The organism is Haloferax sulfurifontis ATCC BAA-897, from assembly GCF_000337835.1.
GTDB classification, from domain to species: domain Archaea; phylum Halobacteriota; class Halobacteria; order Halobacteriales; family Haloferacaceae; genus Haloferax; species Haloferax denitrificans.
The window spans coordinates 14,714-37,281 of record NZ_AOLM01000026.1; the positions used below are offsets into that span (position 1 = coordinate 14,714).

18 protein-coding genes are annotated in these 22,568 nt (G+C 69.7%); 11 read left to right on the plus strand and 7 right to left on the minus strand.

The genetic code is table 11. The annotated features are described in order from the left end of the window. Nucleotides 1-10 precede the first annotated feature (10 nt). On the plus strand, nucleotides 11-544 hold the full coding sequence (locus C441_RS15460; protein WP_007275922.1) for a hypothetical protein: 534 nt from the start codon (nucleotides 11-13) through the stop codon (nucleotides 542-544). A gap of 130 nt (nucleotides 545-674) precedes the next feature. Here the strand turns inward: C441_RS15460 and C441_RS15465 are convergent, their stop codons facing one another. After that, the gene (locus C441_RS15465) at nucleotides 675-2,957 is read right to left on the minus strand and encodes a nitric-oxide reductase large subunit (RefSeq protein ID WP_007275923.1); all 2,283 of its coding nucleotides are present in this window, start codon (nucleotides 2,955-2,957) and stop codon (nucleotides 675-677) included. 118 nt (nucleotides 2,958-3,075) lie between these two features. Between C441_RS15465 and C441_RS15470 the strand changes: the two genes are divergently transcribed. Next, a complete protein-coding gene (locus C441_RS15470; protein ID WP_007275924.1) occupies nucleotides 3,076-3,411 on the plus strand; it encodes a CGCGG family putative rSAM-modified RiPP protein in 336 nt (111 codons plus the stop codon). Between the two features lie 85 nt (nucleotides 3,412-3,496). Continuing rightward, entirely contained in the window at nucleotides 3,497-3,694 is a 198-nt protein-coding gene (locus C441_RS15475; RefSeq protein WP_007275925.1) for a XapX domain-containing protein, read from the plus strand. Between the two features lie 146 nt (nucleotides 3,695-3,840). Here C441_RS15475 and C441_RS15480 read toward each other — a convergent pair whose 3' ends face one another. Beyond that, a complete protein-coding gene (locus tag C441_RS15480) occupies nucleotides 3,841-4,461 on the minus strand; it encodes a hypothetical protein (RefSeq protein ID WP_007275926.1) in 621 nt (206 codons plus the stop codon). Nucleotides 4,462-4,613: 152 nt separating this feature from the next. Then, nucleotides 4,614-5,720, minus strand: a complete 1,107-nt coding sequence (locus tag C441_RS15485) for a halocyanin domain-containing protein (RefSeq protein ID WP_007275927.1) — start codon at nucleotides 5,718-5,720, stop codon at nucleotides 4,614-4,616. Nucleotides 5,721-5,876: 156 nt separating this feature from the next. On the opposite strand from C441_RS15485, the gene C441_RS15490 reads away from it, so the two are divergent. Then, on the plus strand, nucleotides 5,877-6,515 hold the full coding sequence (locus C441_RS15490) for a helix-turn-helix domain-containing protein (RefSeq protein WP_007275928.1): 639 nt from the start codon (nucleotides 5,877-5,879) through the stop codon (nucleotides 6,513-6,515). 22 nt (nucleotides 6,516-6,537) lie between these two features. Here the strand turns inward: C441_RS15490 and C441_RS15495 are convergent, their stop codons facing one another. Continuing rightward, a complete protein-coding gene (locus C441_RS15495) occupies nucleotides 6,538-6,906 on the minus strand; it encodes a winged helix-turn-helix domain-containing protein (protein ID WP_007275929.1) in 369 nt (122 codons plus the stop codon). Between the two features lie 260 nt (nucleotides 6,907-7,166). Between C441_RS15495 and C441_RS15500 the strand changes: the two genes are divergently transcribed. From C441_RS15500 to C441_RS15510, 3 genes are all read left to right on the plus strand, one after another. Next, nucleotides 7,167-8,321 (plus strand): multicopper oxidase domain-containing protein, encoded by a 1,155-nt coding sequence (locus tag C441_RS15500; RefSeq protein WP_007275930.1) that lies wholly within the window; start codon nucleotides 7,167-7,169, stop codon nucleotides 8,319-8,321. Nucleotides 8,322-8,464: 143 nt separating this feature from the next. Further along, nucleotides 8,465-9,913 carry a phosphomethylpyrimidine synthase ThiC gene (gene thiC, locus C441_RS15505; RefSeq protein ID WP_083874931.1) on the plus strand — a complete coding sequence of 483 codons (1,449 nt, stop codon included), beginning with the start codon at nucleotides 8,465-8,467 and terminating at the stop codon, nucleotides 9,911-9,913. Nucleotides 9,914-9,988: 75 nt separating this feature from the next. Continuing rightward, complete coding sequence (locus C441_RS15510) at nucleotides 9,989-11,023, plus strand: sodium:calcium antiporter (RefSeq protein WP_007275932.1); 1,035 nt, start codon at nucleotides 9,989-9,991, stop codon at nucleotides 11,021-11,023. A gap of 52 nt (nucleotides 11,024-11,075) precedes the next feature. Here C441_RS15510 and C441_RS15515 read toward each other — a convergent pair whose 3' ends face one another. Then, nucleotides 11,076-12,002 (minus strand): universal stress protein, encoded by a 927-nt coding sequence (locus tag C441_RS15515; protein ID WP_007275933.1) that lies wholly within the window; start codon nucleotides 12,000-12,002, stop codon nucleotides 11,076-11,078. Nucleotides 12,003-12,182: 180 nt separating this feature from the next. On the opposite strand from C441_RS15515, the gene C441_RS15520 reads away from it, so the two are divergent. The 4 genes from C441_RS15520 (at nucleotide 12,183) to C441_RS15535 (ending at nucleotide 21,720) form a co-directional block, all read left to right on the plus strand. Next, nucleotides 12,183-12,977 (plus strand): helix-turn-helix transcriptional regulator, encoded by a 795-nt coding sequence (locus C441_RS15520; RefSeq protein WP_007275934.1) that lies wholly within the window; start codon nucleotides 12,183-12,185, stop codon nucleotides 12,975-12,977. 202 nt (nucleotides 12,978-13,179) lie between these two features. After that, nucleotides 13,180-19,038 (plus strand): outer membrane protein assembly factor BamB family protein, encoded by a 5,859-nt coding sequence (locus C441_RS15525; protein ID WP_007275935.1) that lies wholly within the window; start codon nucleotides 13,180-13,182, stop codon nucleotides 19,036-19,038. Between the two features lies 1 nt (nucleotide 19,039). Continuing rightward, nucleotides 19,040-20,245: a hypothetical protein gene (locus C441_RS15530; RefSeq protein ID WP_007275936.1), complete on the plus strand. Its 1,206-nt coding sequence runs from the start codon at nucleotides 19,040-19,042 to the stop codon at nucleotides 20,243-20,245. Next, nucleotides 20,242-21,720 carry a PGF-pre-PGF domain-containing protein gene (locus C441_RS15535; protein ID WP_007275937.1) on the plus strand — a complete coding sequence of 493 codons (1,479 nt, stop codon included), beginning with the start codon at nucleotides 20,242-20,244 and terminating at the stop codon, nucleotides 21,718-21,720. Before C441_RS15530 ends, C441_RS15535 begins: the two co-directional genes overlap by 4 nt. 44 nt (nucleotides 21,721-21,764) lie before the next feature. Here the strand turns inward: C441_RS15535 and C441_RS15540 are convergent, their stop codons facing one another. Both C441_RS15540 and C441_RS15545 read right to left on the minus strand, forming a co-directional pair. Continuing rightward, nucleotides 21,765-22,265 carry a hypothetical protein gene (locus C441_RS15540; RefSeq protein WP_007275938.1) on the minus strand — a complete coding sequence of 167 codons (501 nt, stop codon included), beginning with the start codon at nucleotides 22,263-22,265 and terminating at the stop codon, nucleotides 21,765-21,767. Nucleotides 22,266-22,311: 46 nt separating this feature from the next. Next, nucleotides 22,312-22,509 (minus strand): hypothetical protein, encoded by a 198-nt coding sequence (locus C441_RS15545; RefSeq protein ID WP_004967129.1) that lies wholly within the window; start codon nucleotides 22,507-22,509, stop codon nucleotides 22,312-22,314. Nucleotides 22,510-22,568 lie beyond the last annotated feature (59 nt).

The window sequence follows — 22,568 nt, forward strand, 5'->3', positions numbered from 1 at the left end:
AATCTCTCGTATGCCTCGGTCCTCGGTCCTCGCCGCCGCGCGCCGCCGCCCGTCGCTCACGTTCGCCCTCGCGGGCGGCGCGTTCGCGCTCTGGTACGTTCTCGCCGACCCGGTGACCGCGCTTCTGACCGGCGGCGACCCGGCCGTCCCCTCCGGACCGACGGCGGTGCTCGTCGTCGGGGGGTTTCTCGGCGGCGGTCTGCTCGCCAGCCTGCTCTGGCGGCGACTCGGCGGGCCGAACTCCCGCGTCCGCGGCGCGCTCGTCGGCGGCCTCGTGGGGTTGCTCGCGCTCCCGGTCCCGATGTACCTGCTCGAACTCGCGGTGGTCGTGATGGAGGGCAATCCATTCGAAACGCCGGTCGGGGTGGGGGCGGTGGCGGCGCTCGTGAGAGGTGTGGTCCTGTTTCTCGTCGTTCCGCTGTTCCTCGGGGCGCTGGGCGTGATTGCGACGCTCGGCGGGACGGTCGTCGTCGGGGCCGTGACGGGGTTGGTGCTCGCGTGGGAGAGTCGGGAGTCCACCGGCGGTGAAAAATCGGGAACGTGAATCAGCCGTCAGTGGCTCTGTTGAATTCCGCTTCTTCGACGGGTCTGGCGCGACAGTGACGCGTGCGCGTACAACAGAAGTCGGTCTCAACAAGCGAGCAGAAAAGAAGCGGTTCGACAGCGCTCGCCCGTTAGTCGTCGCCCAAGATACCTTCGGCGACGGCCATGTCCTCGACGCTCGGGTCGTCGGCGGACTGCCGGAGGACGAACCGCTTTCTGACGAGGTCGGCCGCGTAGATGATCGTCCCGAGGATGATGAGCGTGTCGCCGGGGAGCCGCGCCCAGAACAGCGTCTGAATCAGCGGCTGGTCGTAGAAGGCGACGCTCCGCGCGGCGGCGTAGCTCCCGGTGAACGCCGTCTCCAACTGGAGGAAGCCGACCGGGAGGACGGAGACGAACACCATCAACACGAGGCCGACGTTCCAACACCAGAAGGCGGCGCGGAGCCACGAGCCGTCCCAGCGGTCGGCGTCGATGGAGAGCTGGAGCATGTAGGTGACCATGCCGAGCGCGAGGAAGCCGAACGCGCCGAACATCGCGGCGTGGGCGTGGCCGACCGTCAGGTAGGTCCCGTGTTCGTAGTAGTTGATGAGCGGGAGGTTGATGAAGAAGCCGAGCACGCCCGCGCCGACGAAGTTCCAGACGCCGCTGGCGACGATGAACATGAACGGCAGGCGGTACGGGAACGACTCGCCCGACATCGCGCGGTACTGCCCGAGCGCCTCGTAGAGGATGAACACGAGCGGGATGAGTTCGAGCGTCGAGAACACGCTCCCGATGGGGACCCACATGTCGGGCATGCCGACCCACCAGTAGTGGTGCGAGACGCCGATGATGCCCGTCCCCATGACGAGAAGCGCCTGAAGCATGACCGCCTTCTCGGCGCTCCGGCGACTGAGGAGGTTCATCGACACCAGCGTCAGGCCGACGATGGCGACGATGAAGAACTCGAAGGCCCCTTCGACCCACATGTGGACGACCCACCAGCGCCAGAACTCCGTGACGGCGATGTTCGTCTCGGGGGTAAACAGGAAGCCCGCGGTAAACAGGAGGGCGATAGAGCCGCCGGCGTACAGAATCATGTGCGCCAGCCCGTACGGCGGCTCCTTGTCGAGAAGCGGCTTCAGGCCGCGGACGGCCAGCCCCGCCCAGATGAGGAAGCCGGCGAGGATGCCGAACTGCCAGAGCTTCCCGACTTCGAGGTATTCGAGCCCTTCGTTGCCGAGAATCCACCACAGCGAGCCGTCGATGTAGCCGTTCGCGCCCAGCCAGATGCCCGACAGGCCGCCGACCACGACGACGACGATAGCGCCGAGGAGGACGTTGATGTACGTCGACTGCTTCGGCGGCTCGTAGCCGGTCAGAAGCGGGGGGAGGAACAGCCCCGCGCCGAGCCACGTCGCGGCGATCCAGAGGATGCCGAGGTCGATGTGCCACGTCTTGGCGATGGCGAACGGGAGCAGTTGCAGGATGGGCACGCCGAATACCGACTCGACGCCGAAGAAGCCGGCGCGCTCGATGTAGAAGTGCGCGAGCAGGCCGCCCAACAGCACCTGCGCCAAGAACAACCCGGCGGCGACCGGGATGAACCGGAGCGCCGCCCGCTGGCTCGGGAAGACGCTCACGTCACCGGGTTCGGGCACCGCGATGTCCTCGGCCGACGGCTCGGGGAGTTCGACCGACTTGTACAGCCAGATGCCGAGGCCCGCGCCCGCGACGAGGAGCACCATGGCGACGACGCTCCACGTCATCGAGGCGGCGGTGGCGTCGTTCCCCGCGCCGGGCTGGTACGGCCAGTCGTTCGTGTACGAGTGGGTGCCGCCGGGGCGGTCGGTGTGGGAGAACCACGCCGTCCACATGGCGAAGTCCGCGAACGCCCGCGCCTCCTCCTCGGAGTCGATCATGTTCGCGGGGACGCCGCGCTCGTGGTCGCCCTCGTGATAGCGCTCGACGTACTCCTGGCGGACCTGCTCGTGGGCGTACACCTCGGCCGCGGTGTACCGAATCGCGCCGCCCTCGTAGCTGTCGTCGAGGTCGGATTTCACCACGTCGGCGACGGCGGCTTGCTCGGCGGAGTCGAGTTGGTCGTAGGTCTCACCGTACCGCTCTTGGGCGTAGTAGTTCCGCATGAACCGGACTTTCGAGTCCAGCGCGTCTGCGGTGTAGTCCGCCCCGTAGTACGCGCCGTTGCCCAGTATCGACCCGTGGTTCATCAGGCCGTCTCGCTGGAACACCGTCTTTCCCTCTCGAATCGCGTCGCCGCTGACGACGACGTCGCCGTCGGGTCCGACCACCTCGTCGGGGATGGGCGGGGCCTCCTGATAGGCGAACCACGCGCCCGCACCCATCACGGCGAGGTTGAAGACGAACACGACGACGATTGCCTTCGCGATGGTCTTGCGTTGAATCTCCATACACGTCGTGGTTCACACGCCTGCTATAGGCTCCACACGCCGCTTCCCGGCCTCGCACAGCCCGGACGAACATGTTCGGATAGTCGCTCTTTGAGCCGGAAGCCGTCTCTCGAATCGTATGACGACCGACTCGCGCCCCGCCGACCGCGACCGCGACCACGACCGCGAAACGCCCGACTCGGCGACCGACCGCGTCCACGACACCTCGTGGTCCGCGAACCTCGAACTCCCGCGGCACGCCGCCGACCGGAACCTCGTGATTTCGGAGGCCGTCGCCGCGGTCGAACACACCACCGCCGGCCACCACGTCAACCTCGTCACCCACGGCGACCACGGCCACCCGGAGACGTACCTGTACGACGCGCTCGCAGAGCGGCTCGGCGAAGACGTGGCGTACGAGTACGTCGAGCGATGCGGCTGTGGCGGCCACGTGACGCGGGTGTACGTGGAGTAGTCTCGGTTTCGAACCGCGGCTGGACGGCCCCCGCGCTCGCGTCGATAGCTGTACTTATTTACCGGGGAACGCGGATGACTCACCTATGGCCTCGCAACTCGTTTTGGCCCTGCTGGCAGGCGTCTTCGCCGGAGCCCTGTTCGGCCTCATAGAAACGCCGATTCCGGCCCCACCCAACCTCGCCGGGATTCTGGGTATCGTCGGCATCTACCTCGGCTACAAGGGAGTCCAGCGGTGGGGGTTCCACGTCGATATCTCGGGGGTGCTCGCGTCGCTGTTCTGAACACGCCACGCGAGAAAACGGAGTCGTCCGGCCCCGGAAACTCCACACACCCCCGCAGACGACTTACGCGTTCTCTTCTTTCGGACACGTCTCGCCCGCCGAGGACGGTTGCGGCGTTTGGGCGCTCGCGGCGAGACGGTTCCCAGTTATCCCGACGAATCGGGCGTGTCCGCGGTTCCGTCGTCGGCTTCGGCGAAGAACTCGAACGCTAGGTCACCATCGAGGACGTGCGTGTGCTCGAACGTCCCCGTCTCGACGAGTTCCACGGTACTGTCGACGACGAGTCTGCGGGCCGAGTCCGGCCATTCGGTGACCGTGAGGCCCATGAACGCGGTTTCGTCGGCGAGTTCGCCGAACCGATGGACTTCGACGACCGCGGCCGCCCCGTCTTGGAACAGCGACACGGACGGGTGGGGGCTGTGACCGGCCTCGAATGGCCCCCGTAGCGAGAGTTTCGGCGGGGACCCGTCGCCGTCGGGGGCCGCGAACCGCTGTGTGAGCGACCGAAGTTCGGTGTCGCGAGAGTGTGAAATCGAGACGGCGAGCGGCCTCGGGAGGGGTCCGGACGTGGGGTCGACGCCCACGGTGGCGAGGTCTCCGTCGTCTCCGTCTCCGTCGAACTGGAGGTACATTCCCCTGTCTCGGGGGTTGTCGTCGCGCTCGACCGCCGGGTCGGTGTGTTCGGTTCGCGGACTGAGCGAGCTACATCCCGCGGTCAGGGTGGAGGCGGCGGTCAGGGCGGACGCGAGGAACGCGCGGCGGCGCATAGCTGTCAACACGTTGGTAGCGATAACAATGTTCTGGACCGACGACAGCGCCGGGAATATTCGACACCATCGCGACGGGTTGTCGCCGTCGTCTCGTCACGACCGCGTCGCAGTCGCCCAGTCTTTGAAAGCGTTGCCCGACCGTGGGTGACCTACTCCGAGTTCTCCTTCGGATACGTCTCGCCCGCCGACTCGCCGCCCTCGCCTGTGAGCCACATGAACGCGCCGAACAGCGCGGGCGACGCCAGCATCGCGCCGAACGTCCCGGCCAGCGCGATGCCGCCGAGGCGCTCCGTCTCGGGGTCGCCGAACGGCTCGGCGACCTGCGCGTTCGACCCGCCCTCGTCGTCGGTGACGACGACCGCGCCCTTCATCCCGAGCGTCTCGTGCGGGGTGCAGGCGTAGGTGTACGTCCCGGCCTCCTCGAACGTGTGTTCGAACGTGTGGTCGCCGGCGCTGACGAGGTCGGACTCGAAGCTCCCGTCCTCGGCGACGACGTTGTGCGACCCGCCCTCGCCGGTCCACGTCCACGCGACGGTCGTCCCCTTCGAGACGCGAACCGCCGCGGGACCGAAGCCGAACGCGCCGCCGTTGGCCTGCGCCCCGACGTCGACCGTCACGCGTTGGAGGCCGGTCTGCGCCTCGACGCCGTCGAAGTTCGAGGTGTCTTCGAACCACGCGTCGAGGTCGGCGTCCCCCTCGCCGGCGCTGTCTGTGGCCGCCTCCGACTCGTTTTCGGCGTCCGAGTCGGTCGAGTCGGCCGCCTCGGTCGCGGTCGCGCCGCCGGCGTCGCCGACGACGATTGCGCCTTTCATCCCGAGCGTCTCGTGCGGCGTACAGACGTACTTGTAGACGCCCGCCGCGTCGAACGTCCGCTCGAAGGTGTGGCCCGCGTCGCCGACGAGGTCGGACTCGAAGCTCCCGTCTTCGGCCGCGACGTTGTGCGACCCGCCCTTCCCGGACCACTCCCAGACGACCGTCGTCCCGGGGTCGACGCGCACGCCGGCCGGGCCGAAGCCGAACGCGCCGCCGTTGGCCTCCGCACCGACTGTCACCGTCACCGTCGAACTCCCCGTCTTGTCCACCACGCCGTCGTAGTTCGAGGTCTGTGCGAACCACGAATCGAGGTCGGTCCCCGACTGCGCCCGCGCGGCGTCGGCGGCGCTTCCCAGCGCGGTCGCGGAGACGGCCGCGCCGCCGAGGAGTCGAAGTACGGTTCGCCGGCCGAGCGTCGGAGATGTGGTGTCGTTCGGGTTCATGATTGAAGGTGGCGAGGCGGCGGTCCCGCCCCGCTCGACACTCGACGGTCGGTGGTCCGGTGAAAAACCCGCCTCGGTGGTTCCCGAAACGCGGCCGGAGGGCGAACATGTTCGGAACTATCTTTGTGCGGCGGGGACGACTTCGTTTCACTACCGATGCCTCGGGCAACACTCTCCATCACGCTCCCCGAGCAGGTCTGGGTTTCCGACCTCTCGGGGCGGTATCCGGACGCCGAGTTCACCGTCCTCGCGGCGATGCCGGCCGACGAGACGGGCGTCGGCCTCGTCGAGATACGAGCGGCCGACATCGAGCCGGTCGTCACCACCATCGACGAGTACGACTCGGTCGTCTCGGTGACGATTCTCGAAGCGCAACCGGAGCGCGCGCTCGTGCAGTTCGAGACGACCGAGCCGCTTTTGATTCTCACGCTCAGCGAGGTGGGCATCCCGCTGGAACTGCCAATCACCATCGTCGACGGCGAGGTGACAGTCGAGGTGACCGCGCCGCGCGAGAACCTCTCGGAGCTGGGCGACCAGCTCGCGCAGTTCGGCATCCCGTTCGACCTCGTCTCCATCCACCAGTCGATAGACACGGAGTCGCTTCTCACCGACGACCAGTACGCCCTCCTCGAAACGGCCGTCGCCGAGGGCTACTACGACACGCCGCGGACGTGCACGCTCACCGAACTCGCCGAGGCCGTGGGGCTGGCGAAGTCGACGACGAGCGAGAAGCTCCACCGCGCCGAGGGCAAAGTGATGAAGGCGTTTCTCGCGCGGGACGACGCGGCGGTTTAGTTCTCGGTCGTCAGTTTAGTCTTCAGTCGTCGGTCTGCTCGCCGACGGCCGACCACAGCGTCGACAGTTGGTCCGAGGCCGACCGCGACGGCGACGACACCGAAATCGAGAGGTCGCCCGGTTCGCGCGTCACGACCACCTCCTCGAAGCCGACTGCGTAGCGGGCGGCGTCGCGGCCGCGGTCGCGTTTTTCGAGGAGTCCCGCCTCGACCATCTGTTCGAGTTTCCGGTACACCGTCGACCGCGGGAGGTCGCACGCGGCGGCGATGTCCGAGGCGGTCATCGGGCCGTCGAGTTCCTTGAGAACGGCCCGGCACTGCGGACTGGTGAGGGCGTGGAACACCGTCTCGAAGTCCGGTTCGAGCGCGTCTGAGAGTGGGTTGGTCGACATCTGCGTGAGAGTGGGTTGGTCGGCGGCGACCCGCGCGCCGTCGGTTCGGCTCCCGATACTCCTCCGAGGCGTATGAAAGTCGCGGGGCACCAGCGTCGGGTCCGGTCGAACCGATGGCCGTCGATTCGGACTGGTACGCCCCGACTCGACCGTTTTTCGGCCCGGTACGTATCGACCTCGCCGAACATGTTCGCCGGACTCCTGTGCGACGGGAACCGGCGAGACGGTATTCCACTCCCCCGGGCCAACGACCGACTGTAATGCGAAACTACGTCGGTGCACCCGGTTCGACGGTGTCGCGTCGCGAATTCCTCGCCGCAACGGGAAGCGTCGGAGCGCTCGGCCTCGCGGGGTGTACAGCGCCCACGAACGGTGACTCAGCCGCCGTCGGCGCGGACGAGACGACGGTCGCCCAGACGAGCGAGTCGAGTCTGCCGTACACCAGCCCGCCGGAGGTCGTACAGGTCGACGAGCAGGGCGGGAAAGTCACCCTCAAGAGCGCGCCGGCGCGCCACGCGGCCCACCCCCTCGAAACGATGGGCGGCCCGGTCGAACTCCCGCAGGTGTGGGCGTTCAGCGCCGACGACGGCGCGCCGAGCGTCCCCGGGCCGATTCTCCGGACGACCGAGGGCAACGACATGGAGGTCACGCTGGACAACACCGACGGGATGCGCCCGCACACGGTCCACTTCCACGGCGTGCGGAAGGCGTGGAAAGACGACGGCGTGCCGACGACGACGGGCATCCGCGTCGACCCCGGCGAGAAACACACCTACACCATCCCGGCGAACGTCCCCGGGACGCATCTCTACCACTGTCACTACCAGACCCATCGGCACATCGAGATGGGGATGTACGGCATCCTCCGCGTCGACCCCAAGGGGTACGAACCGGCCGACAGGGAGTACTTCATGACCGTCCGCGACTGGGACTCGCGGCTCCCCCGACAGATGGCCGGCGAGAACGTGACGTACGACCCCCGGAACCGGAAGCCGGACGTGTTCACCGTCAACGGCAAGAGCGCGCCGCGGACGCTCCACCCCGAGGACGGCTCGCCCATCATCGTCGAACGGGGCGACACCGTCCGCATTCACTACGTCAACGCGGGCTACATGAGCCATCCGATGCACATCCACAACCACCGCTTCCAACTCGTCGAAAAGGACGGCGGCGTCGTCCCGGAGGCCGCCCGCCACGACATGGACGTGACGAACATCGCGCCCGCAGAGCGCCACACGGTCGAGTTCACGGCCGACGCCCAGCCCGGAATCTACCTCATGCACTGCCACAAGGTCAACCACGTCATGAACGGGAACTTCTACCCCGGCGGCATGCTGAGCGGCGTCGTCTACAAGGAGGTGATGGACTCCGATATCTTCGCGAGCCTCATGGAGTACGCCGGCTACGAGGGCTGAGCGACGCGTCGTCGCGCCTTCGGGCTGTAAGCCGATAGCCCGCGTGCTCTGTCTCTCGGTCCTCGGTCTCTCTGTCTCTCTGTCCCTCGTTTCCGACCCGCCCGTCACAACTGTTATTAGTTAGTTGTATCACTAAGTAATCAATGGCGTCGACACAACTCCAACACGCCCGAGCGGGACGCGTCACCCCGGCGATGGAACGCGTCGCCGAGCGCGAGAACCGCGACCCCGAGTTCGTCAGGAAACAGGTCGCCGAGGGGCAGGCGGTCGTCCCCGCGAACCGGAATCACGACTCGCTCGACCCGATGGTTATCGGCCGCGAGTTCGCCACCAAGGTCAACGCGAACATCGGCAACAGCGAGACGACGAGCGACCTCACAGGAGAGTTGGAAAAGCTCCACACCGCGGTCCACTACGGTGCGGACACGGTGATGGACCTCTCGACGGGGTCGAATCTCGACGAGATTCGCGAGGCGAACGTCGCGTACTCGCCGGTCCCCATCGGCACCGTCCCCATCTACGAGGCGGTCAAGCGCGTCGACAGCCCCGCGGACATCACCCGCGACCTGCTCCTCGAAATCATCGAGAAACAGGCCGAACAGGGCGTCGACTACATGACGATTCACGCGGGCGTGCTGATGGAACACCTCCCGCTTACCGACGGCCGGAAGACGGGCATCGTCTCCCGCGGCGGCTCCATCCTCGCCCAGTGGATGGAAGAACACGGCGAGCAGAACCCGCTTTTCGTCGCGTTCGAGGACGTCTGCGACGTCTTCGCCGAGCACGACGTGACGTTCTCGCTGGGCGACGGTCTCCGACCCGGCTGTCTGGCCGACGCCGGCGACGACGCGCAGTTCGCCGAACTCGACACGCTGGGCGAACTCACGCGGACCGCGTGGGACTACGGCGTGCAGGTGATGGTCGAAGGTCCCGGTCACGTCCCGATGGACCAAATCGCCGAGAACGTCGAGCGCCAGCAGGAAGTCTGCGACGGCGCGCCGTTCTACGTCCTCGGGCCGCTCGTGACCGACGTGGCACCGGGCTACGACCACATCACGAGCGCCATCGGCGCGACCGAGGCGGGCCGCGCCGGCGCGGCGATGCTGTGTTACGTCACGCCGAAAGAACACCTCGGTCTCCCCGACCGCGAGGACGTGCGCGAGGGGCTCGCCGCCTACCGAATCGCCGCCCACGCGGCCGACGTGGCGACCGACCTCCCCGGCGCGCGCGACTGGGACGACGCGCTCTCGGAGGCCCGCTACGAGTTCGACTGGGCGCGGCAGTTCGACCTCGCGCTCGACCCCGAGCGGGCGCGGTCGTTCCACGACCAGACGCTCCCCGGTGACAACTACAAGGAGGCGCGCTTCTGTTCGATGTGCGGCGTGGAGTTCTGTTCGATGCGCATCGACCAAGACGCGCGCGAGGCCGACGGCGAGATGGAGGGCCTCGCGTCCGCGACCGACCTCGACGCGTCGCCGGCGGCCGACGCGAACCTCCCCCCGGTCGGCGCGCACGACACCGACCGCGTCCCCGACGAAATCGAAATCGGCGGCGTCACGTTCACCCCCGAGTCCGCCCACGGCGACGACTGACGGCGGTTCGAGACCACGGACTGCTTTTCACCCGTGCCGGTGGCTTCTTTTCCCGCGTCGCTGAACGGGCTTCCAATGGTCCTCGGCAGTCTCCTCCCGTCGTCGCCGCTCGCGAACGTCGCCGTGATTCTCCTGATGACCGCCCTCATCTGGCTCGGAAGCGGCTGGCTCGAAGCGTCCGCCGACCACCTCGCGTCGTACTACGGCCTCCCGGCGGTCGTGCAGGGCTCTATCGTCGTCGCCCTCGGGTCGAGTTTCCCCGAGTTCGCCAGCGTCGCCGTCGCCGCGGCCGGGGGCGTCTTCGACATGGGCGTCGGCGCAATCGTCGGCTCGGCCATCTTCAACATCCTCGTGATTCCGGCGCTGTCGGGGCTCGTCACCGACGGCCCCCTCGAGACCAGTCGGCTCGTCGTCTACAAGGAGGCGCAGTTCTACATGGTCGCCGTCGCCACGCTCGTCGTCACCTTCTCGCTGGCGGTCATCTACTTCCCCGTCCCCGACGGCCCGGCGCTGACGGGACAGCTCACCCGCCCGGTGGCGCTCATTCCCCTGCTTCTCTACGGGCTCTACCTGTTCATCCAGTGGCAGGACGTCTCGGAGTACGAAAGCGAGGAGGCGGGCGTCGCCGACGGCATCGGCCGCGAGTGGGCGCGGCTCCTCGGCGGCCTCCTCGTCATCCTCGTCGGCGTCCACCAACTGGTCGGGAGCGTCGAGTCGCTCAGCGCGACGTTCGGCGTCCCGACGTTCCTCGCGGGGGTCACCGTCGTCGCCGCCGCGACGAGCCTCCCCGACACGCTCGTCAGCGTCCGCTCGGCCGCCGACGGCAACAGCGCGACGAGCCTCGGCAACGTCCTCGGGTCGAACACGTTCGACCTGCTGGTCGCCATCCCCGTCGGCGTGCTCATCGTCGGGAGCGTCCCGGTGGACTTCGCCGTCGCCGTCCCCATGCTGGGCGTGCTGACGCTGGCGACCGTCCTGCTTTTCGGCCTGCTCCGGACGGACCTGTCGCTCACCCGGCTGGAGTGCTACGCCCTCGGCGCGGCGTATCTCGTCTTCGTCGGATGGGTCGTCGCCGAGACCGCGGGCGTCACGGGACTGCTTCGGAACTGACGGGGAAGCGGCCGGCGTCCGCCGACTCGGCCAGACGCCCGGCGACCCCGCCCTACTCGTCTCGCGGCTCTCTGACCGTCACCACCGGCACCGGCGAGGTCCGGACCAGTTTCTCGGCGACGCTCCCGAGCATGTAGCGGTCGAAGCCGGTGTGGCCGTGGGTCCCCATCACCACGATGTCAACGTCGTGTTCGTCGATGTACGCGAGGATGCCGTCGTGAATCGACACGTCGCGGCCGACCGACTTCCTGACCGTCTCGACGCCCGCGGTGGCCGCCGCGTCGCCCGCTTTTTCGACCGCATCGCTCGCGCGTTCTTCGAGTTCGTCGATGAGAAGCGGGCCGCGGATGTCCGCGCCGAAGGCGGCGACGTTGACGACCGACACCGCGTGGAGCGCCGCGTCGGTCGCCGCGGCCAACTCGCTTCCGAACGCGACCGCCGCGGTCGCACAGACGCTCCCGTCGGTGGGCGTCAACACGTCGGCGTAGGGGTACGCGAGGCCGGTCGCCGCGTCCGGCCGGACCGTGAGCACGGGCACGTCCGACCGGCGGACGACGCGCTCCGTGGTGCTCCCGAGGAGCAGTCGGCTCAGCCCCGTCCGCCCGTGGGTCGGCATGACCACGAGGTCGGCGTCCCGCTCGGCCGCGTACTCGGTGATGACTCGGTACGGCTCGCCGCGCTCGACGCTCGTCACGACCGACACGCCGGACTGCGACGCGCGGGCTTCGGCGTCGGTCACGAACCGCTCGCCGTCGGTTCGGCGGCGCTCGGTGGGGTCGGAACCGTCCGAATCGCCGGGGTCGGAAGCCTCGGTGTCGCCGTCCCCGTCGCGAAGATTCGGCCGGCGCTCGGGTTCCGCCGGGGCGACGTGCAGTAGGTGGAGGGTCGCGTCGTGGGCGGCGGCGATATCGACGACGTGGTCGAGGACGGCGTCCGCGCCGTCGCTCCCGTCGGTCGGAAAGAGGAGTCGGTCGAACATGGTTCGATATCCTCAGCGAACGCACATAACCGCTGAGGTGGGTTCGCTCGAAGTGAGAACGCGAGTTCGCAGTCCGCGGCCGACGCGACGAAGCCGATTCCGCGCCGCAGAGGGTCCTGTGCGTGTGATTTCGCACCGCCAGAGGGGAACTACTATTACAGCGGTGTCATATCGTTCACCATGGACGGGGTCGTGGACGAACTTCGGTGTCTCGTCACCTCACCGAACCGGTTAGCGGCGCTCCGGGCGCTCGACGAGGGACCGGCGACCGCGGGCGAGTTGCAGGCGACGCTCGACACGTCGCGGTCGACGGTCTGGCGGGTGATGAAGTCGCTCTCCGAGCGCGGTTGGGTCGCGAAGTCGGGCGAGGAATACGAGATTACGCCGCTCGGGGTCGTCGTGGTCGAACAGCTCCAGTCGGCCATCTCGACGGTCGAGGCGGCGACGGCGTTCGCCGAGAGCGACCTCCTGCGGTGGCTCCCGCGGGACGACTTCGGGTTCAATCTCGGCGCGCTCGCGTCCGCGACCGTCGTGGCTCCGACGCCGAGCGACCCGCAGGCCCCGTTGCGGCTCGCGGTGTCGCACGTCGAGTCGGCCGACAGAATCCGCATCCTGACCCACGCCGCCTCGCCGGACGTGCTCGCGACGATTCACCGCCGCCGGAACGACGACATCGACGTCGAGGTCGTCATGACCGACGGGGCCTACGAGGCGATGGCGCGAAGCGAGAAGACGGCGAGGCAGTTGGCCGACCTCTTCGACGCCCCCGGCATCTCTCTGTACCGCTACGAGCGCGTGCCGTACGTCCTCTCGATTCTCGACGCCGACCGCGTCGGCATGGGCGTCGTCGACGACCACGGCCGCCCGCGCGCGGTGCTGGACGCCGAAGCCGACGCCGTGGTCGACTGGGCCCGTTCGACGTACACGCGGTATCGAGCCGAAGCGACGCCGGCCGACCGCGACGCGTTTCTCTGAGGCGGGGTGGTCCGCCGCCGCGACCGACCACTCGACAGCGACGCCGTTCACCGGCCGGCATCCCGCGAGTCGAAACGCCGTTTCACGCCCTGAAACACCGCTGTGACGTCAGTAACACAGAATTATAGCCCCGCCGTGATGACACACGGTATCAGTCCGGATTTCGTGAGTATCGCGGGTTTCGGAGGGAACACGGTGGGGCATGACAACACGCTATCGACATCAGGTAGGGGCAGTATCGCTCACGATTATCGTCCTCGTCTCGCTTTCGAGTCCGTTCGTCGCGGTCTCGGGGGCGGCGGCCGGGGGGTCGCTCGCGGGGTCGGTCGACCGCGCGACGGGCGCGCCCGCCGCGAGCGACGTCGTCCTCGCGGCGACCGAGGGGAGTGAACCGACCAACGACGAGCTATCGGCACAGGGGGCGTACAACCTCACGGGGCTCCAGTCGAACGCCACGTACGACGTGAGTTACGTCGCCGCTAACGGGTCGCAACCCGGCTCGCCCGGCGCGTTTCCCCGGGACGGCTCGCCCGACGTGTTCGCGCTCCAGCGAGCCTCGCCCGGCGCGACCGCCGACCTCGGGAACGCGGCGCTCCCGGACGCGCACGTGGTGAACCTCTCTGTCGTCAACGAGACCGGCGCGCCCGTCTCGGGGGCGGCCGTGGCCTTCCAGCACACGAACGCGAACGGCGCGACGGTGAACACCTCGCAGTTCGGCGAGTGGTTCCTCACCGAGTCCGACGGCGACGTCCACCTCTCGAACGGGACGGCCGGAATCGAACTCACGGGCAACGTGACCGTCGCCGTCGCCCCGCCGCGACGACTCAGCTACGACGGCGGACTCGAAGGCGAGCCCGTCTCGTCGTCGAGCGGCTACGTCCAGCGCGTCTACACGAGACAGCTCGACGTGACGGGCGACGAGACGGTGACGGTGACGCTCGAAGAGGCCGAGCAGTCGGGGGCGACCCTGACCGCGAACGAGACGGCCCCGGCGCTCGGGGTGCCGGTCAACGTCTCCCTGTCGAACATCACGGGCGAGACGCCGTCGTTCTACACGTGGACGGTCGACGGCTCCTACGCGGGGTACACGACGCATCCGGACGCGAGCCTCGTCCTCACCGGCTTCTCCGACCCCGGTCCCCACACCGTCGCCGTCACGGCGCGGAGCGGGAGCGAGCAGTTCCTCTTCGAGGAGTCGCTCACGCTCGACGCGGCGACGGCCGGAGACGGCACGCTCACGGCCGCACCGACGCCCGCCCGCGCGAATCTCGATACGGTTCGGTTCTCCCTGGCGAACGTCTCCGGCGTCGGCGACGGCGACTTCTACACGTGGACGTTCGGCGACGGCGACCGCGCGTCCACCCGACACCCGAACGCGACGGCGAACCACACCTACGACGCCGCCGGCGCGTACAACGCGACCGTTCGGGTCCGCGACAACCGCACGGAGGCGCTTCTGGTCGAAGAGACGCTCCGACTGAACGTGACGGCCGCCGGGTCGGGGACGCTCGTCGCCGCGCCCGACGCGCTCACCGAGGGCGAATCGGTCGCGTTCGCGGTTCGGAACGTCTCGCTCGCGGCCGGTCAGTCGGTCGGCGAGTACCGCTGGGACTTCGACGGCGACGGGACCGCCGACGCGACGACCGCGGCCAACGAGACCGCCCACGCCTACGCCGACCCCGGCACCTACGACGCCGCCGTGACCGCCGCGAACGCGAACGGAACGCCGCTGTTCACGACCTCGGCGACGGTTGACGTCGCCGCCGAGGAGTTCGCCGCGCCGACCGACGGCTGGCCGCAGTTCGGCTACGACGACGCCAACACCGGCGCGAACGTCGCCGGCGTCGGCCCGGCCGGACCGGTCGAGGTCCGCTGGAACGAGACCACGTCCACGCTCTACTCGCGGTCGCCGACGTTCGCGGACGGGCGGGTGTTCGTCGCCAACGGCTACGGTATCGTCGCCCGCGACGCCGCGAACGGGTCGACGCTGTGGTCCGCGAGCGCCTACCCCGACGAGGTGACCGCCCCGCCGACCGTCGAGGGCGACTCGGTGTTCGTGAGCAGTTACAACGACGCGGCGAACAACGAGCGCGACACGCTCACCGTGTTCGACGCGACCGACGGCACCGAACGCTGGTCGGTGTCGGTTCCGGCCGACAGCGACGGCCTGTTCACCGACGGCGAGCGGCTCTCCGCGCCGACGGTCACGAGCGACGCGGTCTACGTCGTCTCGGAGGCCGAGGACTCGCTCTACGCCATCGACCGGGGCACGCGCTCGCTCCGCTGGCGGAAGAACCTGACCGAACTCGCAACGACCGGGAACGCGCAGGCCGTCCCCGCGGTGGCGAACGGCACCGTCTACGTGACGCAGGGCTGGGACGGCGCGCGCTACACCGGCTTCGGCTCGCACCTCTACGCCTTCGACGCCGACACGGGCACCGAGCGGTGGAACCGGAGCCTCTCGAACCACCGCGGTGCGGCACCCACCGTCTCGGACGGCGTTCTCTACGTCTCGACGTACGGTTCGCTCGTCGCCTTCGACGCGGCGAACGGCTCGACGCTGTGGTCCGCGGCCGCCGGCGAGACCGAGAGCCGCTCGTCGCCCGCGGTCGCCGACGGCGTCGTCGTCGACACCCGCGGCGGCTACGACGACGACGAGAAAGGCGTCGTCGCGCTCGCCGCGAACGGCTCGCGCGCGTGGAGTTACGACACCGACAGCGCCGTCCTCGGCGCGCCGGCCGTCCTCGGCGACACGGTCTACGTCGCCGAGTTCGACGGCACCGTCCACGCGCTCGACCTGCAGACGGGCGCGCCGGTGTGGAACGACTCGCTCGACGCCCCCGGCTTCGACACCACCGTCGCGAGCGCGGTCGTCGGCGGCGACGGCTGGCTCTACGTCCAGACCGGGTCGTCGTCCGACATCAACCGCTCGCTCGTCGCCCTCGGCGACGTGGAACCCCTCGCGTCCGTCTCTGGGTCGCTCTCGGCGACGCCCGCGAACCCGCGGCGCGCCGTCGAGAACGTCACCTTCGAGACGACCGCTTCGGGCGATACCGCCAGCATTGACGCCTACCGCTGGTCGTTCGGCGACGGCGCGACCGCCGAGACGACGGCGCGGAACGCCTCGCACGCGTACGACCGGACCGGGACCTACACGGCACGCGCCACCGGCCTCGACGGCTACGACCGCCGGCTCTACACCGCGACGACGACCGTGACCGTCCGTGACATCGGCTCCGCGGACCTCCGCGTCACCCCGACGCCCGCCGACGTGAACGTGACGAACGTCTCGTTCGCCGTCACCAATCGCTCGTTCCCGGCGTCCGTGACCGACGTTCGCTACGACTGGGCGTTCGGCGACGGCGAGACCGACTTCACGGCCGCGAACCGGACGACCCACACCTACGCGACGCTCGGCGACGCGCCCGTCTCGGTCGAGGTGCTCGACGGGACGACCGAGCAGACGCTTGTGACGCTGTCGACGACCGTTCCGGTGGTCGACCGCGTGCCGCCGACGGTCTCGGCGAGCGCGCCGTCGCCGGTCAGGACCGGCGCGAACGTCACCGTCACCGCGACCGCGACCGACAACCACCGCGTCGCCAACTTCACCTTCGAGACCGACGAGGGGCAGTCGGTGACGACGGCGGCGAACCGGACGAACCTCTCGCTGGCGACGGCGGGGGCACACGACATCACCGTCACCGCGACCGACGCGTCCGGCAACAGCAACGCGACGACGATCGCCGTGAACGCCTCGGCCGCGCCCGACCTCGAACCGCGAATCGAGGTCGAACCCGCGTACACCCTCGGCAACGACCGCGTGACCGCGAACGTCACCGTCGTCAACGACGGCACCGCCGAGGCGACCGGCGTCGACGTGCGACTGGTCGCGCGGACCCGCGTCGGCTACTACGACGACGCCTCGACGACGTACACCCGTACCGTCGGCACGGTCGCGGCCGGCGCGAACGAGACGGTGACGGTCGACCTCACCGACCGGCTCCGCGGCAACCTGAGTTCGGCGTACCCGGACGTGGAACTCGTCGCCGTTTCCGACCCCGACGACGCGGTCGCCGAGGGCGACGAGACGGACAACCGGACCGCGGCGACGACCGAGGTCACCTACGCCGACCTCCGACTCTCGGTGAACGCTCCGTGGCGGGTCATCCCGACCGAGGCGGCCGAGACGCGCGTCTACGTCAGGAACAACGGGAACGCCCCGAACGACCCCAGAACGGTCGAACTCGACTTCGGCGACGGCTCGCCGAACGAGACGCTTTCCGTGCCGGCGCTCGACCCCCGCGAGTCGGTCGTTCTCACGCGGAACCACACGTTCGCGGCCGGCCGGCACGCGGTCGTCGCCTCCGTGGACGACCCCGACGCGCCCCGCGGCAACAGCGACGGGGACGCGACGACCAGCCAGCCGTACGAACTCAGCGGACGGCTGTCCGCGGCCGACCCGGTGCAGGCCGGACAGAACGTCACCGTCTACGGCCGCGGGTACAGCAACTACGAGAGCAACGTGACCGCGAACCTGTCGCTCCCGGCCGGCCTCGAATTCGCCGCCGGCGAGACCGCGACCAAGCACGACACCGACGACCGGTCGTACTTCGAGTGGACCGTGGTCGCCGCCGCGAACCGCGATGCGACCTACGACCTCGAACTGAACCTGAGCGCCCGCGGGGAGACCGAGACGGCGACCGAACGGCTCACCGTCGAGCGCCCGAAGACCCGCGTGGTCGACACGACGGCGGTGAACTTCACCGGCACGGGCGGCGACTCGACGACGCTCGCCCTCCGCAACGAGACGACCTACGAGCACGACCTGACTATCACCACGCACCTCGGGACCGACGGGCGGACGCTCGCCGGCCTCGACTACCTCGTGCGGTACCCCCACGCCTGCGTCGAGCAGACGACCTCGCCGATGCTCGGGGCGCTGTACACCGGCCAGTACTACCGGCGCAACCCCGCACCCGGCGGGTACGACAGCGACCGCATCAACGACAGCGTCGGCGCGGGCGTCGCCCGTCTGACGACCGGACAGGACGCCCAGCACGCGAACGGCTCGTGGAGCATGTACGGGAACGACCCCGACGGCGACGTGTTCTACACGGCCTACGCGCTGTTCGGCACGAGCGCGGTCGGAAACGACCCCGTGCAGAGCGCCCGCGCCCCGGTCCGCGCCGACCTCGACGGGATAGACGCCAACGCGACCGTCTCGTGGCTCGCGGCCGAACAGGCCGCCGACGGCCGCATCCGCAACGACAAGTTCTACTTCGACGATGACGCCGCCATGACCGGGTTCACCCTCGTCGCCCTCGACCAGGCTGGCCCGTACAACGCGACCGCCGCACAGACCGCAGACCGACTCCGGGGCGACGCCGCGAGCTATCTCGTCGCCGCCCAGCGCGCCGACGGCGCGTGGGGCGAGGGTTCCACCCCGAACACGATGTCCACCGCGCTCGCCGTCTGGGGCCTCGAAGCCTCGGGCGTCGAGACGGCCGCCGTCCAGACCGCCATCGACGACGGCCGGACGTGGTTGCTCGACGCCCAAGCCGACGGCGGGGCGTGGACCGAGCGCCGCTCCGCCTCGTGGAGCGACGTCGGCACCACCTCCGAGACGACCGCCTACGCGCTCATGGCGCTCAACGCGACCGGCTTGGAGAACACGAACGCCTCCGTGCAGGACGGCCAGACCTACCTCGTCACCGTCTACGACGACCGCGGCTCGTGGGGCTACACCCGCGCGACCGCGCTCGCCATCAACACGCTGTTGACGCTCGGGCAGGGCGGCGCGAACCCGACCCACGACGTGACCGTCGCCTTCGGCACGGAGTCGAACCCGGCGCTCGTGACGAAGACGATAGACGTCGATTCGACCGACGCGCTCGACTCGGTCGAACTCACCGAGAGCGAACTCCAGACGCTCCGGGACAACGCCGACGGGCCGATAACCGTGCAGGTCGACACGACCGGGACGGGCGTGCTCGTCGTCGGAATCGAAAACGACCAACTCGTCGCGCGCGACGAGTACGCCGCGAACGAGGGAGGTGCCTGAGATGGCCGTCGCACGCGCCGTGACGGTGCTCTTGCTCGCCGCGGTCGTCGTTGCCGGCGTCGCCGCGCCCACCGCGGCCGCGCCCGGCTACGGCGTCTCCATCGACGCGCCCGCCGACTTCCACGTCGGCGACAACCGACTCGAAGTGACCATCGACAACACGGAAAGCGGGACGGACCTGTTCAGCCCCATCGTCGAGGTGCCCCTCGAAACCGGGCTGTCGGCCCCGTCGGACCCAAACCCGGTGGTGAAATCGACCGACGGCACGCGGACGTGGGCCGTCCAGAACAGCACGATTACGAGCGGGGACTCGCTTTTCGTCTACGGACGGAACGTCCCGGCGGGCGAGTCGCGGACCTACGTGTTCACCGTCACCGTCGAATCGGCGGGCGAGCGCACCATTCAGGCGGACGTGCGCCCCCTGTACAACGAGTCGAACAACGTCCGCGCGCAGACGACCGCGACCGCCGCCGCCACCGGCGCGCTGTCGGTGGATGTCCTCGACGAGGCGGGCGACCCCGCGTCGGGCGCGACCGTCACCGTCGACGGCACCGACCGCGCGGGAGCCACCGTCCGCGACGACGTGACCGCGGGCGACCACACCGTCTCGGTCACCGTCGACGGCGAGTCCTACCCGGCGCTGAACGTCTCGGTCGCCGCCGCCGGCGAGACCAACGTGACCTACCGCCACGGCTCGCTGGACGACCCGACGGTCGTCGCCGCCACCGACGCGCAGTCGGTCGTCGCGGACGGGAGCGTCGACAGCCTCGTCACCGAGGCCGGCAACGCCACCGCCCGCGCGCGGTTCGAAGTCGCGTTCCTCGCGGACGTGCCCGACGGCCGAGCGGTCGTCGGCGTCGCCGACCCCGCGGACTTCCCGTCCGGCTACCACGACGTGACGGCCACCGTGGACGGCCAGCAGGTCGCGCCCGAGCGCGACGGAAGCAGGACGACCGTGGCGCTCGACTCGCCCGGCCTGCTCGACGTCGCCGTCGAGTTCGTCGGCTTTCGGGTCGGCGACGCGACCCGCGACGGGACCGTCGACGACGGCGACGCCGCGGACATCGCGGCCGCGGTCGCCGCGGTCGACGACGGCGACCCCTACGGCGACGTGGACGGCGACGGCGAGGTGACGGCCGTCGACGCGATGCTCGTCGCCCAGTACGACGCCGGCAATCGCACCGCCGACTACGGAGGTGCGCGATGAGCCATCTCGAACTCGCGCGGCGCTTCGTCGTCGCCGCGGTCGTCTGTTCGGTCGTCCTCGCGGGCGTCGCGCCCGCCGCCGTCTCCACGGCCGGCGCGGCGTCTTCGGCGACCGTCTCGGTCGCGGGCGTTAGTTCGGTCGGCGTGGACGAGACGGCGACGGCGACCCTGCGGGCCGCGGACGTCCCCGCGAGCGCGGGCGTCGGCGCGTTCGCGGTCAACGTCACCTACGACCCCTCGGTCGTCTCGGTGCGCGTCGCCGAAAGCGACTTCGCGGTCGAGACGGCCGCGCCCGAGCCGGGCGTCCTCAGAGTCGTCGGCTACACCGACGCACGAACCGGACGGACCGGCGACGTCGCGCTCGCGGCGCTCGACGTGACCGGCGAGTCGGCGGGCGACGCGACGCTCGGCGTCGAGGTCGACACCCTCGCCGACGCGGACGGGTCGGCGATTACGCGGACGACGGCCGACGCGTCCGTCGAGGTGTCCGGCGGTTCCGGCTCCGGCGACGACCGGGACGACTCGGACGACGACACCGACGACGACGGCGGCTCGTCGGGCGGCTCCGGCTCCGGCGGCGCGCGAACGTCGGTTCGCACGTCCGTCAGTGGCGGCGGCCTCGCGGTCGACATCCGAAACGCGAAGCCCGGCACGCCGGTCGACGTCGACTTCTCGGACGTCGAGACCGGCGGCGTCCGAGTCGACGGCCTCTCGCTCACGCTCGGCGCGAAGTCGGACGCGAGACTCACGGTCCGGGCGCTCGACAGCGTCCCCGACGGGACGCCGGCGCTCGACGGAGAGCCGCTTTCCTACCTCGACGTGGCCCACGACGTGGACGACAGCGCCGTCGACGGCGTGGACTTCACCCTCTCCGTCTCGGCGGCGACGCTGTCGGACCGCGGTCTCGACCCGGCCGACCTCCGCCTCTACCGCTACAGCGACGGCGAGTGGCGGGCGCTCTCGACGAGCGTCGTCGCCGAGACCGACGGCGAGGTTCGGCTCACCGCCGCCTCGCCCGGACTCTCGGTGTTCGCGCTCGCCCCCGCGCCAGCCGAGGCGGCCTTCGCGGTCACGACCGGGTCGCTCCCGTCGTCGGCGGTCGTCGGCGACTCGGTCACCGTGACCGCGACGGTCGAAAACACCGGCCAGACCCGCGGCGAGACGACGGTCGACCTGACCGTCGACGGCGCGGTCCGCGACTCGCGGACGCTCGACCTCGCCCCCGGCGAGGCGCGGACCGTCGAGTTCGCCGTCGCCGCCGACGCCGTCGGGCGCTACGACGTCGCGGTCGCCGGCGTCTCGGCGGGGTCGCTCCAAGTCGACGCCGAGGAGACGCCGACGCCGACCGCGACGACCGCGTCGACCGAGTCGGAACCGGCGACGACTGACACCCGAACCCCCGGTTTCGGCGCGGTGTCCGCGGCGCTCGCGGCGGCGCTCGCGGCGCTCGTCGCACTCGCTCGTCGGCGGCCGTAGCGCCGCTAGAAACCCCTTTGCGTCTCGTCGCCTGTTCTTCCGCGTTACTCCCGCTCGACAGTCCGCAGTACCCGGAGCGAGAGCTCGTCCGCGCTGATGTCGCCGCGGTCGTAGGCCTCGAACCACGTCGCTTCGGCGCGCCAGCGGGCGACGACCGCGTCCGTGTCGTCGTCGGCCGCGACGATGGTCGCTTCGAGGCGCGACGCCGCCCATCCGGCGGCGACCTCCCTGAAGAACCCGCCGGCGACGGTCCCGATTTCGCCGCTGAGGCGGTCGGTGCTCCGCCCGTCGCTCTCGTAGGTGAGCGAGACGACCGACGCCCGCTCGTCGGCGGTCAGTTCCGTGAGGGCCACCGACTCCGATTCGAGGAACCGTCCGAACGAAGCGAGGTGGGACTCGTAGGGGTTCGGGGTCGGCGTCGGCGTCGGCGTCGCTGTCCGGGTCTCCGTGTGCGTCGTCGGGGCGTCGGTCGGCGTCGGCGACGACGCGCTACAGCCGGCGAAAAGCGAGGCGAGCGTCCCGAGGACGAGGCGACGTGATGGCACGCGTGAACGTTCGGGAGTCGGGAGTATAGCTCCTTCTCCGCCGCCCTCAGCGTCGGAGCGCCCAGACCGCCAGTCCGATGGCTTCCCGGAGCGTCACGCCCGCCGCGAACACGTACACCGTCTGCAACGGGAGTTCGAGGAAATCGATGGCCGCAACCGCGAGCGACATCACGATGGCCATCCCGACCCACCCGAGTGCGAACCGGCGCTCCGACGCCGACGTGTGTGTACCCAACTCGACCATACCCTCTGACTCGGCCGAGTCTATTTAATTTCTCGTGCTGGCGCGCCCGAGCGGGCGGT

Coding starts and splice junctions, on each gene's coding strand:
- C441_RS15535 (WP_007275937.1), top strand. CDS start 20,242: ATGAGCCATCTCGAACTCGCGCGGCGCTTCGTCGTCGCCGCGGTCGTC.
- C441_RS15545 (WP_004967129.1), bottom strand. CDS start 22,509: ATGGTCGAGTTGGGTACACACACGTCGGCGTCGGAGCGCCGGTTCGCA.
- C441_RS15525 (WP_007275935.1), top strand. CDS start 13,180: ATGACAACACGCTATCGACATCAGGTAGGGGCAGTATCGCTCACGATT.
- C441_RS15510 (WP_007275932.1), top strand. CDS start 9,989: ATGGTCCTCGGCAGTCTCCTCCCGTCGTCGCCGCTCGCGAACGTCGCC.
- C441_RS15530 (WP_007275936.1), top strand. CDS start 19,040: ATGGCCGTCGCACGCGCCGTGACGGTGCTCTTGCTCGCCGCGGTCGTC.
- C441_RS15485 (WP_007275927.1), bottom strand. CDS start 5,720: ATGAACCCGAACGACACCACATCTCCGACGCTCGGCCGGCGAACCGTA.
- C441_RS15520 (WP_007275934.1), top strand. CDS start 12,183: ATGGACGGGGTCGTGGACGAACTTCGGTGTCTCGTCACCTCACCGAAC.
- thiC (WP_083874931.1), top strand. CDS start 8,465: ATGGCGTCGACACAACTCCAACACGCCCGAGCGGGACGCGTCACCCCG.
- C441_RS15490 (WP_007275928.1), top strand. CDS start 5,877: ATGCCTCGGGCAACACTCTCCATCACGCTCCCCGAGCAGGTCTGGGTT.
- C441_RS15470 (WP_007275924.1), top strand. CDS start 3,076: ATGACGACCGACTCGCGCCCCGCCGACCGCGACCGCGACCACGACCGC.
- C441_RS15475 (WP_007275925.1), top strand. CDS start 3,497: ATGGCCTCGCAACTCGTTTTGGCCCTGCTGGCAGGCGTCTTCGCCGGA.
- C441_RS15495 (WP_007275929.1), bottom strand. CDS start 6,906: ATGTCGACCAACCCACTCTCAGACGCGCTCGAACCGGACTTCGAGACG.
- C441_RS15480 (WP_007275926.1), bottom strand. CDS start 4,461: ATGCGCCGCCGCGCGTTCCTCGCGTCCGCCCTGACCGCCGCCTCCACC.
- C441_RS15500 (WP_007275930.1), top strand. CDS start 7,167: ATGCGAAACTACGTCGGTGCACCCGGTTCGACGGTGTCGCGTCGCGAA.
- C441_RS15465 (WP_007275923.1), bottom strand. CDS start 2,957: ATGGAGATTCAACGCAAGACCATCGCGAAGGCAATCGTCGTCGTGTTC.
- C441_RS15515 (WP_007275933.1), bottom strand. CDS start 12,002: ATGTTCGACCGACTCCTCTTTCCGACCGACGGGAGCGACGGCGCGGAC.
- C441_RS15460 (WP_007275922.1), top strand. CDS start 11: ATGCCTCGGTCCTCGGTCCTCGCCGCCGCGCGCCGCCGCCCGTCGCTC.